A 14,879-nucleotide genomic window follows, 5' to 3' on the forward strand; every position below is an offset into this window, starting at 1 on the left:
CAGAACAGGGCGCCCAGATCAGGTCGCCCGGAACGGGACGCTCAGAACAGCACGCTCATGAACGCGCCGACCTCGCGGAAGCCGACCCGCCGGTAGGAGGCGCGCGCGGCGGTGTTGAAGTCGTTGACGTACAGGCTGACCACGGGGGCCACGTCGCGCAGCGCGTACTCGACGACGGCGGCCATCCCGGTCTCGGAGTGACCGCGGCCGCGGAATTCGGGGGCCACCCACACGCCCTGGATCTGGCAGGCCCGGGAGGTCGCGGCGCCGATCTCGGCCTTGAAGACGACCTTGCCGTCCTCGACGCGGGCGAAGGAGCGGCCGGTGGCGACCAGCTCGGCGACGCGGGCCTGGTAGAGCAGGCCGCCGTCGCCGGCCATCGGGGAGATGCCGACCTCCTCGGTGAACATGGCCACGCAGGCGGGCATGATCAGCTCCATCTCGTCCTTGCGGATCCGGCGGACCATCCGGTCCGCGGCGACGTCCGTGGACGGCTGCTCCATGACCATGAGCGGCTGGTGGGAGCGGACGTCGCGGGCCGGGCCCCAGCTGGGCTCCAGGATCCGCCACAGCAGGCTCGTGGCCTCGACGGGGCCGACGATCGAGGAGCAGCGGCGGCCTGTGCGGCGGGCCCGGTCGGCGAAGGCCCGTACGGCGTCGGGACCGGCGCAGACGGGGACCAGGTTGGCGCCCGCGTAGCAGAGCGAGCGGAGCTCGCCGTCGGCGTACCAGCCCCACATCTCGCCGCCCAGGCGCCACGGGTCGAGCCCGGCGATCTGGACGCGGGAGGTGACGAAGGCGTTCTCGACCGGCTCGCGGCCGAGGATTTCGAGCGCGGCGTCAAGATCACTGGGCTCAAGGACCCGGGTGGTGGTCTGCGTCAACACTGGGGCCTCACCATGCAAGTCTGCTGATCTCCGCACTGTACCCGGCGCGGCTGCGAGATGCCTCCGAGCCCCCTCCGGCCGCCCTGCGGACCGCCCCGGCCGGTCCCGGAGCCTCCGGGACCGGGCGGGTCCGCACAGGCCGACGGGCCCGGGGCCGCCTTCGCGGCCCCGGGCCCGTCATCGTTCGCCCGGCGGAGCTACACGCCGATGGCGACCGTCGGCTCGCCCGACATCACGCCGTCCTTCTCCATCTGCTCGGCGATCTTCAGCGCCTCCTCGATGAGGGTCTCCACGATCTTCGACTCCGGCACGGTCTTGATGACCTCGCCCTTCACGAAGATCTGGCCCTTGCCGTTGCCGGAGGCGACGCCCAGGTCGGCCTCGCGGGCCTCGCCGGGGCCGTTCACGACGCAGCCCATGACCGCGACGCGCAGCGGGACCTCCATGCCCTCCAGGCCGGCCGTGACCTGCTCGGCCAGCTTGTAGACGTCCACCTGCGCGCGCCCGCACGAGGGGCAGGACACGATCTCCAGGCGGCGCGGCTTGAGGTTCAGCGACTCCAGGATCTGGCGGCCGACCTTGATCTCCTCCACCGGCGGGGCCGACAGGGAGACGCGGATGGTGTCGCCGATGCCCTCGGAGAGCAGGGCGCCGAAGGCGACGGCCGACTTGATGGTGCCCTGGAAGGCGGGGCCGGCCTCGGTGACGCCGAGGTGCAGCGGGTACTCGCACTGTGCGGCCAGCTGGCGGTAGGCGTTGACCATGACGACCGGGTCGTTGTGCTTGACCGAGATCTTGATGTCGCTGAAGCCGTGCTCCTCGAAGAGGGAGGCCTCCCACAGCGCGGACTCGACGAGCGCCTCGGGGGTGGCCTTGCCGTACTTCTTCAGCAGTCGCGCGTCGAGGGAGCCGGCGTTCACGCCGATCCGGATCGGGGTGCCCGCGTCCTTGGCGGCCCGCGCGATCTCCTTGACCTTGTCGTCGAACTGCTTGATGTTGCCCGGGTTCACGCGGACGGCGGCGCAGCCGGCGTCGATCGCGGCGAACACGTACTTCGGCTGGAAGTGGATGTCGGCGATGACCGGGATGTTCGACTTCTTCGCGATCACGGCGAGCGCGTCGGCGTCGTCCTGCGTGGGGCAGGCCACGCGCACGATGTCGCAGCCGGAGGCGGTCAGCTCCGCGATCTGCTGGAGCGTGGCGCCGATGTCGGAGGTCCTGGTGGTGGTCATCGACTGGACCGAGATCTGCGAGTCGCCGCCGACGGCCACCGAACCGACCTGGATCTTGCGGCTGACCCTGCGGTCGGCAAGCTTCGTCGGCACGGCCGGCATTCCGAGAGAGATGGCAGTCATCTGCTGTGCAACCCCAAGGTGTGGATCAAGGTGGGCCAGGGTCCCGGGATCGGCGGGCTCCAGCCTTCGAGATTACGCCAACCAGCGCGTGCCCCGCGCATCGCAGGGGGTGTGCCACCCGAACGTAGGGAGCCGGGCACGAAGCGTGCCCGGCTCCCGTGCGGGTGGTGTACGAACTGTTCGTACGACAAGCCGCTGGTCGTTCTGCCGGTCCGGCTGCCGGTCCGCTGCTGATCCGGCTGCCGGCCCGGCTGCCGATCCGGCTCAGGTGATCTTGATCGGGTTCACCACGTCGGCGGCCAGCACCAGCAGCGTGAAGCAGAGGAAGACCCCGGCCACCACGTACGCGGCGGGCATCAGCTTCGCCACGTCGAACGGGCCCGGATCGGCGCGCCGGAAGACCCTCGCGAAGCCGCGCCGCACGGACTCCCACAGGGCGCCCGCGATGTGCCCGCCGTCCAGCGGCAGCAGGGGCAGCATGTTGAACAGGAAGAGGGAGAGGTTGAACATGCCGAGGACGTTCAGCATGATCGACATCCGCTGCTCGCTCGGGATGTCCAGGGCGGCGATCTCGCCGTTGATCCGGGCGGCGCCGACGATGCCCATCGGGGAGTCGGGCTCGCGCTCGGCGCCGTTGAACACGGAGTTCCACAGCGCCGGGATCTTGCCCGGGAGCTGGGCCAGGCCCTGCACGCTGCCCTCGACGACCTCCCCGACCCGGTCCGCGGACTGGGTGAAGGTGAGCGGTGCGATCACGGACTTGGGGCCGATGCCGAGATAGCCGGCCGACACGTACTCGCCCTTGACGTACCCGCCGTGCCCGTCGGTCTTGCCCACGCGGTTCTCCACGAGGTTCGCGTGGAGGTCCGCCTGCCGGCCGTCGCGCAGGACGGTGATGGTGGCGGCTCCGATGGTGTTGCGGATGGACTTCTGGAGTGCGTCCCAGTCCTCGATCCGCTTGCCGTCGAAAGCCACGATCTTGTCGCCGGCCTGCAGTCCCGCGGCCTTGCCCGGGGCCACCGGGTCGCCGTCCTTGCAGACCTCGCGCTTCTCGCTCTGCTTGAGGACGCACTCGGAGACGGTCTGGACCTGCGTGGTCGTCTGCTGCACCCCGAAGGTCATCCAGACGCCGAAGAAGATCGCCATCGCCAGGACCAGGTTCATGAACGGTCCCGCGAACATCACGATCACGCGCTTCCACGGCTTGCGCGTGTAGAAGAGCCGCGACTCGTCGCCCGGCTGCAGCTCCTCGTACGCCGCCGAGCGCGCGTCCTCGATCATCGAGCGGAACGGCGACGTGGAACGGGCGGTGACCTTGCCGTCCTCGCCGGGCGGGAACATCCCGATCATGCGGATGTAGCCGCCCATCGGGATGGCCTTGAGGCCGTACTCGGTGTCGCCCTTCTTGCGCGACCAGACGGTCCGGCCGAAGCCGACCATGTACTGGGGCACGCGGATGCCGAAGAGCTTGGCCGTCGAAAGGTGGCCGAGCTCGTGCCAGGCGATGGAGATGAGCAGCCCGAACACGAAGACGAGCACGCCGATCAAGGTCAGCAGTATGGTCATGCGCGCGCCTCCACTGCGGCCCGTGCCGCCTTTTCCTGTGCCCGGGCCCTGGCCCAGGTCTCCGCTTCAAGGACGTCCGCGACCGTGAGGGAAGTTCCCGGGGCGGGAGACCCGTGCTCATCGACCACGGCAGAGACCGTATCCATGATTGCTGTGAACGGCAGCCGACCGGCCAGGAACGCCGCTACGCACTCCTCGTTCGCCGCATTGAACACGGCGGGCGCGGTGCCGCCCACGGTGCCCACGTGCCGGGCCAGGCCCACCGCGGGGAAGGCCTCGGTGTCCAGCGGGAAGAACTCCCAGGACGAGGCCTTGGTCCAGTCGAAGGCGGGGGCCGCGTCCGGGATCCGCTCGGGCCAGCCGAGGCCGATCGCGATCGGTCCGCGCATGTCCGGCGGGGTGGCCTGGGCGAGCGTGGAGCCGTCCGTGAACTCCACCATCGAGTGGACGTAGGACTGCGGGTGGACCACGACCTCGATGCGGTCGAAGGGGATGTCGTAGAGCAGGTGCGCCTCGATGACCTCCAGGCCCTTGTTGACCAGGGTCGCCGAGTTGACGGTGATCACCGGTCCCATGGCCCAGGTGGGGTGCGCGAGGGCCTCCTCGACGGTGACCCCGGCCAGCTCGGCGCGGGTCCGGCCGCGGAAGGGCCCGCCCGAGGCGGTGACCACGAGCTTGCGCACGTCGGCCCGGGTGCCGGCGGCGAGCGCCTGGAAGAGCGCCGCGTGCTCGGAGTCGACCGGGATGATCTGGCCGGGCTTCGCGAGGGCCTTCACCAGCGGGCCGCCGACGATCAGCGACTCCTTGTTGGCGAGGGCCAGGGTCCGGCCGGCCCGCAGCGCGGCGAGGGTGGGCGCGAGGCCGATGGAACCGGTGATGCCGTTGAGGACGGTGTGGCACTCGGAGGCGGCGAGCTCGGTCGCGGCGTCCGGGCCGGCGAGGATCTCGGGCAGCGGCTCACCGGCGCCGTACTGGGCGTCGAGCGCCTCCTTCAGGGCCGGTACGACGTCTTCGCGCGCGACGGCCACGGTGTGCACGCGCAGCAGCCGGGCCTGCTCGGCCAGCAGGGCGACCCGCCCGCCGGCGGCGGACAGCCCGGTCACCCGGAACCGGTCCGGGTTGCGCAGGGCGAGGTCGATGGCCTGGGTCCCGATGGACCCGGTGGAGCCGAGGATGACGATGTCCCTCCGGCCGGCCGCGGGGTCGAAGAGGAGGTGCGGATCGGCGAGGGGGGCGGGGCGGTCGCTCATGAGCCCATTGTTGCCGCAACTCAGGGGCGTCCGGACACTGAGCCCCCTTCCGTGACCCGCAGGAGCAGGTGCGGCAGCGTTCCGGCGAAGTCCGGGAGGGTGGTGACGACCCGCCACCAGGCATCCGGATCGGCGCCCAGGGCCAGGGCGAACAGCCGGTCGGCCTCGGCCCGCGAGGCGAGCACCGGCGCGGGCCAGTCGTGCCGGTCGGGGTGGCTCACACCGCCCAGCCAGTGGTCTTCGTCCAGGGCCCAGCAGGCCGGTGCCTTGTGCCGGATCACGTCCTCCCCGGTGAGCAGCCCGCGGGCGAGGCAGTCGCGCACCCACCGGATGTCCTCCTGGACGGACTCCATGGGCACCGCGAGGCTCGCGAGGGCCAGCTCGCGGTCCACGCCTCCGGCGGGCTCGGCGGCCTTCGGGGCCAGGGAGCGCACCGCGTCGGCGACCGCGAGCGCGAGGGCGTCAGCGCGGTCGGCGGCCGCATGGTCGGTGTCGGCCCGGTCGACGTTCGCCCGGTCGACGTCCGCCCGGTCCGCATCCGGCCCCGCGGCGGGCTCCTCCCGCAGGGTGCCGCGCACGATCCTGGCCACGAGGACCGGCAGGGTGCCGCGGAAGGCCGGGGCGTGGCGGAGCAGCTCCGCCCGGAGCCGGGGGTCGTCCCGCAGGGGGCGCAGCGCCCGGGCCACGGCCGTGCGCATCCCCGTCCGCTCGGGCAGGGACCAGCGCAGGCCGGAGGCCGCGGGGAGGTCCACGAGCAGCAGGGTCCGGCGCGCGGGGGCCACGTGGGCGGCGAGCTCGTCGCAGGTGAGCAGGCCCATCCGGACGGCCCGCACGGCCGGCCGGTACCACCGGTCCCCGTCCGTGTCCCGCGCGCCCTCGTCGAGGAGGGCCCGGCAGACCTCCCGGGGCAGGGCGCCGGCCAGCAGCAGGGCCTCGACCGCACCGGGCGGCAGCGGTTCCCGGGCGTGCTCGGCCAGCAGGACGGCGGGGTCGAGGGGCTCGTGCGGCATCCGCAGCAGGGTCAGGGGGATCCTCGGCCGGCGGCCGTGCCGGCGCAGCAGCGCGATGAGCCCGCCGGTGGTGAACGGCCCGGGGCCGACCTCCCGCAGCAGCTCCGGCGACGGCCCGGGGCGGGCCGCGTACCGTGCCGGGCCGGGCAGCCCGGGCAGGGGCCGTCCGACCACGTGCGGGTTGCGGGCGACGTACTGCCGGTCCTCCTGGCTGCCGTGGCGCAGCAGCAGGGTGACGGTCGAGGCCGACAGCCACTCGTCGCGGCACAGGTATTTGCGGGCCGGCCCGTCTAGCCGGCCGATCAGGTCGGCGACGACGTGGTCCGGTGCGTGGCGCAGTACGTGCGCCGCGCACCGGGCCAGCCGTCGGCTGGCCCGGTCCTCCTCAGCCGTCGGCATCGCTCTCTACCGCCTTGCCCGTGCTCGTCCCTGTGCGGGTACGCGTACCCACGCGCGCCCGCACCCATCCTCGTACGCCTGTCCGGCGTCCGGAGATGATCGCAGGTCAGCGCAGTGGGCGGTGCACGTTTTTGTGCGTCGACGGGCCGGGGGTGGCGTCGGCGATCCACGGACCGTCCCCGGACGGGTCGAGGATCCCCTCCTCCAGCCAGGTGTAGGTGCCGGACAGGACCCCGGCGACGACCTTGCGGTCCAGGTCGTCGGTGTTGTCCCAGAGCCGGCCGAAGAGCTCCTCCACCCGCAGCCGGGACTGCCGGCAGAAGGCGTCGGCCAGCTGGTAGGCCTCGCGGCCGTGGTCGCCGGTGGCCCGCAGGTGTTCGGCGCGCACGCAGGCCGCGCTCATCGCGAAGAGCTCGGCGCCGATGTCGACGATCCGGCCGAGGAAGCCCTGTTTGGTCTCCATACGGCCCTGCCAGCGGGACATGGCGTAGAAGGTCGACCGGGCGAGTTTGCGCGAGCCGCGCTCGACGTAGCGCAGGTGGGTGGCGAGGTCGGGGTGGCCCGTGGGGTGGAAGGCGCGGTAGGTGCCGGGGACCTGCCCGGCACCGGTGGCGAGCTTGGGCAGCCAGCGGGCGTAGAACCCGGCCGCGCGGGCGCCCGCCTTCGCCTTGTCGCCCAGCGCCTTCTCCGGGTCGATGAGGTCGCCGGCCACCGACAGGTGGGCGTCCACGGCCTCGCGGGCGATCAGCAGGTGCATGATCTCGGTGGAGCCCTCGAAGATCCGGTTGATCCGCAGGTCACGGAGCATCTGTTCGGCCGGGACGGCCCGCTCCCCGCGCGCGGCCAGCGATTCGGCCGTCTCGAACCCGCGCCCGCCGCGGATCTGGACCAGCTCGTCGGCCATCAGGCAGGCCATCTCGGAGCCGTAGAGCTTGGCGAGGGCGGCCTCGATCCGGATGTCGTTGCGGTCCTCGTCGGCCATCTGGGAGGCCAGGTCGACGACGGCCTCCAGGGCGAAGGTGGTGGCGGCGATGAAGGAGATCTTGGCGCCGACGGCCTCGTGCTTCGCGACCGGCCGCCCCCACTGCTCGCGTACGCCGGACCATTCGCGGGCGATCTTCAGGCACCACTTGCCGGCGCCCACGCACATGGCGGGCAGCGAGAGCCGGCCGGTGTTCAGCGTGGTCAGGGCGATCTTCAGCCCGGCTCCCTCGGCGCCGATGCGCTGGGCGGCGGGGACCCTGACCTGGTGGAAGCGGGTGACGCCGTTCTCCAGGCCGCGCAGGCCCATGAAGGCGTTGCGGTGCTCGACGGTGATGCCCGGCGAGTCGGCCTCGACGACGAAGGCGGTGATCCCGCCCCTGTGGTTCTCGCTCCGGGGGACGCGGGCCATGACGACGAGCAGGTCGGCGACGACCCCGTTGGTGGTCCAGAGCTTCACGCCGTCCAGGACGTAGGTGTCCTCCCCGTCCGGGACCGCCGTGGTGGCCAGGCGCGCCGGGTCGGAGCCCACGTCGGGCTCGGTGAGGAGGAAGGCGCTGATGGCGGTGGTCGCGCAGCGCGGCAGGTAGGCGTCCTTCTGTTCCTGCGTGCCGAACATCTTCAGCGGCTGGGGCACGCCGATCGACTGGTGGGCCGAGAGCAGGGCGCCGATGGCCGGGCTGACGGAGCCGACGAGGGCGAGCGCCTTGTTGTAGTACACCTGGGTGAGGCCCAGGCCCCCGTACTTGGGGTCGATCTTCATGCCGAGCGCGCCGAGCTCTTTGAGCCCGCGCACGGTCTCGTCGGGGATCTTCGCCTCGCGCTCGATGCGCGCCCCGTCGACGGAGGTCTCGCAGAAGGCCCGCAGCCGGGCCAGGAAGGCCTCGCCGCGCCGGACGTCCTCCTCGGCGGGGAGCGGGTGGGGATGGATCAGGTCGAGCCGGAACCGTCCCAGGAACAGCTCCTTGGCGAAGCTGGGCCGCTTCCAGTCCTGTTCCCGGGCCGCTTCCGCGACCTGTCGTGCCTCGCGCTCGGTCACCTTGGGCTGTGCGGGCGGTACAGGCTGTGCGGGCTGTGTGGGCTGTGTTGCGGACATGAGGGGGCTCACCTCGCCGCCGAGAGTGGGAGTGCTTACCGGTGGGTGCTACCAGTGAGTCGTACCCGTTTCGGGCGGCGGGGAAGCGGCGGTAAAAGAGGGACGGCCGGAGCCCCCGCACAGCGGACTCCGGCCGGGGCACCCGGCATCCCGCGGCGACGGTACGGTCCGGCGCCGCGCGGTGGCTCAGCCCTGGGTCCCGGAGTCCCACGAGTGCGCCGGACGGCGCCGGAGCAGGATCACCAGTACGGCACGGGCGTCGCGGCGGCGGGCCGGCGTAGGTGCGAACACCGCGACCGCGGCGGTCACGCCGACCGTCGTGCCGTAGAGGATCCCGCCCGCGCCCAGGGCGGTCACGCCGGTGAGAACGGTGTCGATGGTGCTGCTGTTCATGTGCTGCTCCTCCGGTGACTGTGGGCCTCGCGTCGCCTTGTCTCGGCTCGGCCCGGCTCCGATTCAGGCACCGGCCGTGAGGAGAACGGATTCCGGTTTCGGCAATCCCCTGGGACGGCCCAGGTGAGGCGCCCTAGGCTGGCCTTTCCGGTCAGGACCGGACCGGAACGGCTCGGTGACGGGAGAACGGTGGGCGCGCGACGGAACTTCGCCGCCAGACTGGCGGAGCTGCACGAGGCGGTGGGACGGCCTCCGCTCAAGCACGTGGTCTCGGAGGCGAACCGGCGACTGGCGCCGAAGGGCCAGCGGGTCACGCTCAACCGCGTCAGCGCCTGGAAGAACGGCGACAACGTCCCGCAGTCGCAAGCACAACTGCTCGCCGTGGTGGGCTCCCTGATCAGGGAGGCGAGCGGCCGCACCGCCCCGGACGACGCCACGCGCGGGCTGTACGACGAGGCCTGCTGGGTGGCCTGGTGGCGCAAGGCCCGCGACGAGCCCGCGTCCCCCGCGGCGACGCCCGGCGCGGCGGACGGCGAACGGCCGCGGCACTGGCTGCCGGAGCCGGTACGCGGCGTCCTGGAGCGCCAGCGCGAAGCCGCCGAGGAACTCCCCTACCTGCTGCGCCCCGAGGGACGCCCGCGCCGCCTGACCACCGTGTACGTACGCCAGTTGCTGGACGCTTCGGGAGCGGAGCACGAACGCCGTGAAGGTCCGGCGCGACCGATCGAGGGCGTGCTCGGTGCGGGCGGGGGCGGCCACCTGCTGGTGCAGGCCGAACCCGGCGGCGGGAAGTCCACGCTGCTGCACCGGTGCGCCCTCGACCTGGGGAACGCCGCGCAGGGCTCGGCAGAACCCGACGGCCTGGTGCCGCTGCTGGTCACCGCGGCGCAGATCGCCGGCGCCGGGCCCGGCTTCGAGGCCGCCGTGGCCCGGGCCACCGGGCTCGGTACGGGAGGACTTCCGGAACTCCCCCGCGGGGCCCGCTGGCTGATCCTCGTCGACGCCCTCGACGAGGTGGACCGGGAGCACCGCGGCCGCCTGATCAACCTGCTCGCCGGCCGCCCCGGGGACGGACCCCGGCTGCTGCTCACCACCCGGCCCGATCCCGAAGGGACACCGGTCCTCGCGCGGGCGGGTTTCGAGGCGTACGAGCTGGAGCCCTTCGACCAGGTGGGTCTGGAGGCATTCGCACGGGCCTGGCTCGAGGACTCCGGGCGGGCGGATCTCGCCGACAGCTTTCTGCGGCAGGTCGACGAGGCGGAGCTGGGCACTCTGCTGCACAACCCCCTGCTGGCCACGGTCGCGGTGCTCGTGTTCGAGGACGACCCCGATCGCCCGCTCCCCGACAGCCGCTGGAAGCTGTACGAGGAGGCCAGGGCGCACCTGAGGGCGGCGAAACAGGACAAGGTCCGCCGCTTCTGGGAGGAGCTGGAGGCACGGGCCCAACTGACGGCCCGGGGCACGGCAGCGGTGGCGTACCTGCGCCGGCATCTCGACGACCTGGTCATGCATCTGGCCCACCGCCAGGTGGCACGGGGCACGGCGGACCTCGCCGAGGAGGCACGCCGCTGGTGGGAGGAGAACGCCGCCGACGGGCACGGCCGCTTCGGCGCGCTGTCCCCGCTCGACGGCTGGGACGGATCGGTCACCGAGGCCCTGCTGGGCACCGGTCTCCTGGTGCGCACGGGGGCCGGTCTGCGGTTCCTGCACGCCACCTTCGCCGAACACCTGGCGGCCGAGCTCCTGGCCGACGCCCTGCCCGAGGAGTTCGACCCGGAGTCGAACGCTTGGCGCGATGCGCTGCGCCGTGCCTTCGGGGACCGCTGGGCCTTCGGAGCACTGGTGGAAGTCCAGGTCGGAGCACTGGTCCACTACAGCCACCGGCATCGCAGGGGCGGTACGGCGCTGTTGGACTGGCTCCAGGAGGGCCCGTTCCGGGACCAGTTGTCGGCCGGCCGCCTCCTGGCCGAGCGGTGCCCCGCGCAGGACCGGCACATCGAGCGGTTCCTTGCAGCGGCCGCCGGATCACCGTACGCGGACATCGTCGGCGATCGCTGGAATCTGCTGAGCCGCATCCCCCACGACCTGGTCGGGAAGTACCTGCACGACACCGCGCACGACGAGGACTCTCCGTACTGGGTGCACGCGGCGCAGGCGCTTGCGGCGCGGGATCACGCGGCCGCCTGCCGGGCGCTGCTGCGGGCGGTCGCGGATCCGGCGGCGAAGTTGCGGGGCCGGGCGGCGCGAGCACTGGCGTCCATCGACCCCACGCATGCCCCGGAGGGTGTCCAGGCGTTGCGGGCCGTCGCGCTCGACCCTCGAGCCCATCTCATCGAGCGGTGGGGAGCCGTGACCGCGCTGGCCGCCCAGGCACGGTACTGCGAGGGCGCGGTCGCCCGGGCCCTCCTCGAGATCTTCGACGCGCCCGGCGTCGACGCCCACACCCGGTGGACTGCTGCCGACGCCCTGGCCGGGTTGGGCGGGACACACGTGGAAGAAGCGGCGGAGGCCTTCCGAAGGGTGATGTCCGAAGGTCAGGACGTGCGGCACCGGCAGGTCGCGGCTCGCCACCTGGCCGCCCTGGGCGAGGCCCACGTGGCGGAGGCGGCGGAAGTCTTCCGGGAGGTGATCGCGGACGGCAGCCAGGATCCGGTCGAGCGGCGCTTCGGGGCACACATGCTGGCCTGGCTGGGAGGGACGTACGTGGGGCAGGCGGGGGAGGCCCTGCGGGCCATGGCGGAAGGGAGCGGAGGACAGGAACGGCTGAAGGCGGCGAAGGCACTGGCGGGGCTGGACGGGACGTACGTGGAGGCGGCGGCGCGGATCCTGCACGACGCGACCGGGGACCGGAGCGCACCCTGGTCCGACCGGATGGAAGCGGCCGAGGAACTGGCGGGCCTGGGCGGGACCCGTGTCGAGGAGGCGGCGCAATGCCTCCGGGTGATGGCCGCAGACCCGCGTACCCCTTGGACCGGCCGGTGGCGGGCGTGGCGGGTCCTGCGTGAGCCCGGCGGACCGTACCGGCAGGACGCCGGACACCTGCTGGCCGTGATCGGTGATCATCGGACGGCTCCGCACGACAGGCGGCGCGCCGTGGCGGCCCTGAAGTCATCCGACGAGCACATGCCGCAGGCTGCCAAGGCCCTGGAGGACCTGCTCGCCGGTGGTGACGCGAGTGCGCGGGTGCGTAGGGACGCCGCGCGGCTGCTGCTCCTCGAGGCGCCGAGCAGGGACTGGCGTGGGGACGTGCCGATCCTGCGATCCCTGCTGGCCGACCGGAGATCGAGTACGAAGCTCCGGACCAAGATCGTGCACGTTCTGGCGGAACAGGGCAGGCTGCGCACGGCGGGAGCCGTCGAGGCCCTGGAAGCACTGGCCGCCGGGGGGCGGGGATGGAAGAAGCAGAACACGGAGATCCGGGGGACGGCGGCCCGCAAGCTCCTTGCGTTGGACAGGCGCTTCGAGTCGGTCACCATCCCGGTCCTGCGGGAGGTGGTCGTCGATCGGAACATCAGCCCGGAGGAGAGGCTCGCGGCGGCCGAGGAGCTGCTCGCCCTGGGTGGTCCGGACGTGGCGCTCGCCGCGGAAGGGATTCGGGCCGTGGTGGCCGACCTGCAGACGCCGTTCTACACGCGGGATGTGGCGGTACCGGCGCTGCTCGCCCTGGGCGGCCCGCATGTGGCGGCTGCGGCGGAAGCTCTGCGTGCCGTGGTGGCCGCGCCTGACGTGTTCGAGTACAACCGCGAGTCTGCGGCGAAAACGCTGGTCGACTTGGGCGAGCCGTACGGGAAGTGGGCGGTCGAGGCCCTGGTTCAGGCGCTGGGCGATCGCAGGACGGACGGAATCGGAGAGGTGGCGAAGATGCTCGCCGTCCTCGGTCCCGCGCACACGGACGACGCCGCGCAGGCGCTGCGGGAAAGGATCAGGGCCTTCCAGGCCGACGAGTACGAGTGGTGCGAGACGGTGGAGGCGCTGGCCGGTCTCGGGAGTCACTGCCGGGACGAGGCCCTGCACATGCTGACCGGCATGCTCACCGCACCCGGATCGAAGCGCCGCGAGATCGACGGTGCGTCGTGGACACTGGCCCGGCTCAGCCCCGGGCACGTGCTGCTCGAGGACGGGTCGGACTGAGCGGTCCCCGTGGGCGCATGCGAAAAGACGGCCGGAGCCCCCGCACAGTAGGCTCCGGCCGTCGGCTTCTCGGCCGAACGAGTTCGGTCAGATGTCGAGGCCGCTGAGGACCAGGACCCGCTCGTAGGTGTAGTCGTCCATCGCGTAGCGCACGCCCTCGCGGCCCACGCCGGACTGCTTGACGCCGCCGTACGGCATCTGGTCGGCGCGGTAGGACGGGACGTCGCCGACGATCACGCCGCCGACCTCCAGCTCGCGGTGGGCACGGAACGCGGTCTGGATGTTCCGCGTGAAGACGCCCGCCTGCAGACCGAACTTCGAGTCGTTGACGGCGGCGAAGGCCTCGTCGGTGTTCTCGACCCGGCGCAGGGTGAGGACCGGTCCGAAGACCTCCTCGGTGGCCAGCGTGACGCCCTCGGGCACCTCGGCGACGACGGTGGGCTCGTACGAGGCGCCCTCGCGCTTGCCGCCCGTGAGCAGCTTGGCTCCGGCGGCCACGGCCTCGTCGACCCAGGACTCGACGCGCTTGGCGGCGTCCTCGGAGACGAGGGGGCCGACGTCGGTGGCGGAGTCGTTGGGGTCCCCGGTGACCTGCTGCTGAACCTTGGCGACGACCTTCTCGACCAGCCGGTCGTAGATGGCGGCGTCGGCGATCACGCGCTGCACGCCGATGCAGGACTGGCCGGCCTGGTAGTTCGAGAAGGTCGCGATGCGGTTCGCGGCCCAGTCGAGGTCGGCCTCCGAGGACCAGTCCTCGAGGACCACGGCCGCGGCGTTGCCGCCGAGCTCCAGGGTGCAGTGCTTGTGGGGCACGGCCTGCTGGATGGCGTAGCCGACCTTGTCGGAACCGGTGAAGGAGATGACGGGCAGGCGCTCGTCCTTGACCAGCTCCGGCATCTTGTCGTTGGCGACGGGGAGCACGGACCAGGAACCGGCCGGCAGGTCGGTCTCGGCGAGCAGCTCACCGAGGATCAGACCGGAGAGCGGGGTGGCCGGGGCCGGCTTCAGGATGATCGGCGCGCCGACGGCGATGGCGGGGGCCACCTTGTGGGCGCACAGGTTCAGCGGGAAGTTGAACGGGGCGATGCCGAGGACGGGACCCTTGACGAAGCGGCGGGTCAGGGCCAGCCGGCCGACGCCACCGGCGTCGGTGTCCAGGCGCTGGGCCTCTCCGCCGTTGAAGCGGCGGGCCTCTTCGGCGGCGAAGCGGAACACGGACACCGCACGGCCGACCTCACCGCGGGCCCACTTGATGGGCTTGCCGTTCTCGGCGGAGATCAGCAGCGCGATCTCCTCGGTGCGCTCGGCGAGCCGGCGCGCCACGTGGGCCAGGGCCTCGGCGCGTACGTGGGCCGGGGTCGCGGAGAACTCCGCCGTCACGGCGTACGCCGCTGCGACGGCCTCTTCGACCTGGGCGTCGGTCGGGACGCTCACGGTACCGACGAGGCGGCCGTCCCACGGGGAGTGGACGTCGAAGCTGTCGTCGCCGGTGGCCTGGCGGCCGGCGAGCCAGAAGGCGTGGGTGGAAGTCATGCTGATCCCGGCCCTTCGGAGTGTGTGCGGTGGGTCCTTGTCCCCTCCACCGTAGGACTCCGTCGCGGTTTCGGCGTTTGTCCGGGGTGGAGTACGGGCGTGGCGCGGCGCGCCGCTTTGTCAGTGTCGGGGCGGGCGCCGAGCGTGCGGGTCCCCTGCGGGGTGCTCGTACGGGTGCCCGCGCGGGGCCGTGCTGGGGCTCCGCCCCAGACCCCGCGCCTCAAACGCCGGCGGGGCTTGATTTCGCCCGGCGGGGCTGGACATGTCCAGCCCCGCCG

Annotated in this window: 9 protein-coding genes; 1 reads left to right on the plus strand and 8 read right to left on the minus strand. The window is 72.5% G+C overall.

The window, feature by feature from the left end; genetic code table 11:
* Nucleotides 1-41: 41 nt before the first annotated feature.
* The 7 genes from OG904_RS06485 to OG904_RS06515 all read right to left on the minus strand — a co-directional run bounded on the left by OG904_RS06485 (nucleotide 42) and on the right by OG904_RS06515 (nucleotide 8,937).
* The gene (locus tag OG904_RS06485; RefSeq protein ID WP_405488286.1) at nucleotides 42-887 is read right to left on the minus strand and encodes a GNAT family N-acetyltransferase; all 846 of its coding nucleotides are present in this window, start codon (nucleotides 885-887) and stop codon (nucleotides 42-44) included.
* A 197-nt stretch (nucleotides 888-1,084) separates the two neighbouring features.
* A complete protein-coding gene (ispG, locus tag OG904_RS06490; RefSeq protein ID WP_328301090.1) occupies nucleotides 1,085-2,242 on the minus strand; it encodes a flavodoxin-dependent (E)-4-hydroxy-3-methylbut-2-enyl-diphosphate synthase in 1,158 nt (385 codons plus the stop codon).
* 264 nt (nucleotides 2,243-2,506) lie between these two features.
* On the minus strand, nucleotides 2,507-3,808 hold the full coding sequence (locus OG904_RS06495) for a M50 family metallopeptidase (protein ID WP_405488288.1): 1,302 nt from the start codon (nucleotides 3,806-3,808) through the stop codon (nucleotides 2,507-2,509).
* Complete coding sequence (dxr, locus tag OG904_RS06500; protein ID WP_405488290.1) at nucleotides 3,805-5,058, minus strand: 1-deoxy-D-xylulose-5-phosphate reductoisomerase; 1,254 nt, start codon at nucleotides 5,056-5,058, stop codon at nucleotides 3,805-3,807. The genes OG904_RS06495 and dxr overlap by 4 nt, the downstream gene beginning before the upstream one ends.
* A gap of 20 nt (nucleotides 5,059-5,078) precedes the next feature.
* Nucleotides 5,079-6,467, minus strand: coding sequence for a hypothetical protein (locus OG904_RS06505; protein ID WP_405488292.1), 1,389 nt, complete (start codon nucleotides 6,465-6,467; stop codon nucleotides 5,079-5,081).
* Between the two features lie 106 nt (nucleotides 6,468-6,573).
* Entirely contained in the window at nucleotides 6,574-8,544 is a 1,971-nt protein-coding gene (locus OG904_RS06510; protein ID WP_405488294.1) for an acyl-CoA dehydrogenase family protein, read from the minus strand.
* Nucleotides 8,545-8,730: 186 nt separating this feature from the next.
* On the minus strand, nucleotides 8,731-8,937 hold the full coding sequence (locus tag OG904_RS06515) for a hypothetical protein (RefSeq protein ID WP_405488296.1): 207 nt from the start codon (nucleotides 8,935-8,937) through the stop codon (nucleotides 8,731-8,733).
* A 189-nt stretch (nucleotides 8,938-9,126) separates the two neighbouring features.
* Here OG904_RS06515 and OG904_RS06520 point away from each other — a divergent pair, with 189 nt between their 5' ends.
* Nucleotides 9,127-13,068 carry an NACHT domain-containing protein gene (locus tag OG904_RS06520; protein WP_405488298.1) on the plus strand — a complete coding sequence of 1,314 codons (3,942 nt, stop codon included), beginning with the start codon at nucleotides 9,127-9,129 and terminating at the stop codon, nucleotides 13,066-13,068.
* Between the two features lie 87 nt (nucleotides 13,069-13,155).
* On the opposite strand, the gene OG904_RS06525 is transcribed toward OG904_RS06520, so the two are convergent.
* The gene (locus tag OG904_RS06525) at nucleotides 13,156-14,601 is read right to left on the minus strand and encodes an aldehyde dehydrogenase family protein (protein ID WP_405488300.1); all 1,446 of its coding nucleotides are present in this window, start codon (nucleotides 14,599-14,601) and stop codon (nucleotides 13,156-13,158) included.
* Between the last annotated feature and the right edge of the window lie 278 nt (nucleotides 14,602-14,879).

Source organism: Streptomyces sp. NBC_00096 (assembly GCF_045041305.1).
Taxonomy (GTDB): domain Bacteria; phylum Actinomycetota; class Actinomycetes; order Streptomycetales; family Streptomycetaceae; genus Streptomyces.